The sequence below is a fragment of the Roseateles sp. P5_E11 genome, from assembly GCF_054049355.1.
This window is the reverse complement of the sequence record NZ_JBFUMO010000629.1, coordinates 1-3,161: the sequence shown is the minus strand read 5'-3', so window position 1 is coordinate 3,161 and position 3,161 is coordinate 1. Positions and strand designations below refer to the sequence as shown.

Genomic DNA, 3,161 nt, shown 5'->3' with positions numbered 1-3,161 from the left:
GCATTGCGTTGGGCCTGTGCGCGCCGCGCCGCTGGGGCCATCGACGCATTGCGCTGCGCGTCGAGCGCACCGAGGTGCTGTACTTCGACGAGTTCCCGCGCCTGGACCAGGTCCTCACCCAACTGCCTCAGAGCACCCGCGCACCCGCCCGCCAGCTGGCCCTGGCCCTGCAGGCCTGCGGCGCAACGGCCCGCGTCTACGGCAGCCATGGCTGGCAACACATCACCGGACTGCAGCACGTGCGCGAGGGCTCGGATCTCGACGTGTGGGTAGGAGTCGGCAGCAAGGAACAGGCCGATGCCGCGGCCGCCGCATTGAACGCCTTCGCCTCGCCCTCCCGGCGGATCGATGGCGAACTCGTCTTCGACGGCAACGCCGCCGTTGCCTGGCGTGAGTGGCTCGCCTGGCGCAGCGGTGGCCCGCAGGCTCTGTTGGTGAAACGGCTCAACGGCGCTTCGATGGAGGCGCTGGCATGAGGCCACATCGCGCGCTGGCGCCCAGCGCCCCCACGCCCCAGCAGATCGGCCGCGCCGCCACGCTGGCGCTCTATGACGAGCTCGCGCTGTCACCCAAGCCCGGCCTCGTCACGCTGACCGACCGCGGCAGCCATGCCGACATGGACGCCCACAGCTTCATGCGCAGCCTGTTCGCGCTGCGCAGCTACTTTGTTCGCATCGCCGAACTGGGGGCCGCTGGCGCGCCCTTCGAGGCGCTGGAGCGCTGCGGCATCGCGGCCGAAGCCCGCATGCTGGCCGCCACGGGCGGCATCAACACGCACCGCGGCGCGATCTTCATGCTGGGCTTGCTGTGCGCTGCAGCGGGCGCGCTGGGCCAACAACCCACTCCCGCCCTGATCAGGCAGACGCTGCTGACGCGCTGGGGCGAGACGCTGGCCGCTCGCGCGCAGCGCCCTCCCACGCTGCCCGGCGGGCTGGCTGCGCAGCGCTTTCAACTGCGCAGCGCTTCGACCGAAGCCGCTCTGGGCTTTCCGACGCTGTTCGAGACGGCCGAGCCAGCCTTGCGTTCGGCCCGGGCGCGCGGCCTTTCGGCGGCCGCGGCCCGGCTCGACACCTTGTTCGCCGTCATGGCCGTGCTGGACGACAGCAACCTCGCCCACCGCGGCGGCCTCGAGGGGTTGCGCTTCGCGCAGGCCACCGCGCGAGACTTCCTCGCCACGGGTGGTGCATCCCAGGGCCTCGAAACGGTCCAAACGATCAGCGCCGAGTTCGTGCGCCAGCGCCTGTCCCCCGGCGGCGCGGCCGACACCCTCGCCGCCGCCTGCTGGCTGGAACGCCTGCGCTGAATGGGCCTGGCGCTGCTCTTCCCCGGGCAGGGCGCACAGCACCCGCAGATGCTGCCCTGGCTGGACGCACAGCCCGCTGCCAGGCCGGCGCTGGATGCCCTGGCCCGGCACCTGGGTCCAGGCTGGCGTGATCGCCTGGGCGACTCGGCCTGGCTGCATGCCAATCGGGTCGCGCAGCTGCTGCTGACGGGTGTCGGCATCGCCGCCTGGCAGGCGCTGGCGGCGCGCTTGCCGCCACCGGCGGTGGTAGCCGGCTACAGCGTCGGCGAGCTGGCCGCATTCGCGGCGGCGGGTGTGTTTGACGCCTCAACCGCCCTCGAGCTCGCGGCCGTTCGCGCGCAGGCCATGAGTGACGGCGTGGCTGGCCAGGACACGGGGCTGCTTGCTGTGCAGGGCCCGAACGCGCTGCGCCTGGCCCAAGCCTCCCCAGCCTCGTTGGCGATTGCGATCCGCATCAGCGCGGAGCGCGTCATCGTCGGCGGCGTTGCGGCCGAACTCGACGCCAACGCGGCCCGCTGGTCCGCCGCCGGCCTGCGCTGCACGCGCCTGCCCATTGGCATCGCCTCGCACACGCCGGCCATGGCGGCTGCGGCGACGGTGTTCGCACGGCACCTGGCGACGGTCAGTCTCCAGGCGCCACGCACCGCCGTGGTCTGCAACTTCACCGGTGCTGCCAGCAGAGTCCCCGCCGCGCTGGCGGCCGCACTTGCCGGCCAGATTGCCAGCACTGTGCGATGGGACGACTGCATGGACAGCATCGCCGAACGCGGCGTTCGCTGCGTGCTGGAAATCGGCCCCGGTGCCGCACTGGCATCCATGTGGCGCGAGCGGCACCCCGACATCCCGGCTCGGTCGATCGACGAGTTCCAGGGGCCGGACGGCGTGCTGGGCTGGCTGCATCGGCAACTCAGCTGAGCCGTAGGTGTTTTCTCTGGTATGACCGCATTGGTCGAAAATGAGAAACTGGTAATACCGCAATGGGCTACGGCTCAAGACGTCACCAGGCAAGTCAATTCCCACGGGCGTCTCGCCCGGTCCGCCAATAACACGCAGGAGACCATCGTGCATCGATTCAAGTACGTCATCAGCGCAGCACTGCTCGCTGCTTCGCAACTGGCCGCCGCGGCTACCGCCGAAGCGAGCATCAGCAACATCAACGTCACCTCTTCGGGGGGCGAGGGTTGGGCTCAGTTGTTCAAGGGCGTGACCTGGCTGCCGCTGCCATCGGGCGCATCGGTTGGGCTGGTGGATCCGAGTTTCAGCGATACGGCCAGCGGCTGGCAGGGCGACGTGATCGGTGCATCGGTTGCCGCGGCTGGCTCCATGGCGCAAGCCAAGTTGACGGCGACAAGCTCCACCGAGAACTACAACAGCCTGAACGGCGTGTCCGCCTCCGCGAAGGTGAACGTCACCGGGGGACAGTCCGGTTGGGCCAACGCGAAGGTTTTTGATGGGCTGATGCAGGTCAGCGGACATACCACCATCACGGTGACCGCCGCCTTGAGCAGCCTGCAGGTCAGCGGCGCCAACGGGCAGGCGAATGTCTACATCGACTTTTGCAGTTGGGCGGAAACCTGCGCTCCCGGCAACTACACGGAAGCCTTCATCGACTCGTCCTTCCCCAACTACAGCGGCCCGATGCTTCTGACCGCAAGCTGGACGAATCCGGGAGAGACGACCTTTGCCAGGATGGTCATCGGTCTGACCGCCTCCGCCGACTCCGTGACCGCCGTTCCGGAACCGGCGACCATGGCCCTCTGGCTGGCCGGCCTGGCAGGTGTAGGCGCACGTCTTCGCCGCCGCAAAGATTAGTTGGCTCGTCTCCGAGTCGGCCAGGCACACGTTGACCTGGTTTTGT

Annotated in this window: 4 protein-coding genes; all 4 read left to right on the top strand. The window is 69.3% G+C overall.

The genetic code is table 11. The features are described 5' to 3' along the window. Positions 1 to 476, top strand: a 476-nt coding sequence (gene mdcG, locus ACXJKR_RS28195; RefSeq protein WP_457325650.1) for a malonate decarboxylase holo-[acyl-carrier-protein] synthase, incomplete at its 5' end; no start/stop codon positions are given. Continuing rightward, positions 473 to 1,303, top strand: coding sequence for a triphosphoribosyl-dephospho-CoA synthase MdcB (mdcB, locus tag ACXJKR_RS28190; RefSeq protein ID WP_457325649.1), 831 nt, complete (start codon positions 473 to 475; stop codon positions 1,301 to 1,303). The genes mdcG and mdcB, both read left to right, overlap by 4 nt. Beyond that, positions 1,304 to 2,218, top strand: a complete 915-nt coding sequence (locus ACXJKR_RS28185; RefSeq protein WP_457325648.1) for an ACP S-malonyltransferase — start codon at positions 1,304 to 1,306, stop codon at positions 2,216 to 2,218. Between the two features lie 21 nt (positions 2,219 to 2,239). After that, the gene (locus tag ACXJKR_RS28180; RefSeq protein ID WP_457325647.1) at positions 2,240 to 3,115 is read left to right on the top strand and encodes a PEP-CTERM sorting domain-containing protein; all 876 of its coding nucleotides are present in this window, start codon (positions 2,240 to 2,242) and stop codon (positions 3,113 to 3,115) included. The last annotated feature ends 46 nt before the right edge of the window (positions 3,116 to 3,161 follow it).

Bases quoted from the DNA above. Each gene is read 5' to 3' on its own strand.
- mdcB (WP_457325649.1), top strand. From the start codon at position 473: ATGAGGCCACATCGCGCGCTGGCGCCCAGCGCCCCCACGCCCCAGCAG.
- ACXJKR_RS28185 (WP_457325648.1), top strand. From the start codon at position 1,304: ATGGGCCTGGCGCTGCTCTTCCCCGGGCAGGGCGCACAGCACCCGCAG.
- ACXJKR_RS28180 (WP_457325647.1), top strand. From the start codon at position 2,240: ATGACCGCATTGGTCGAAAATGAGAAACTGGTAATACCGCAATGGGCT.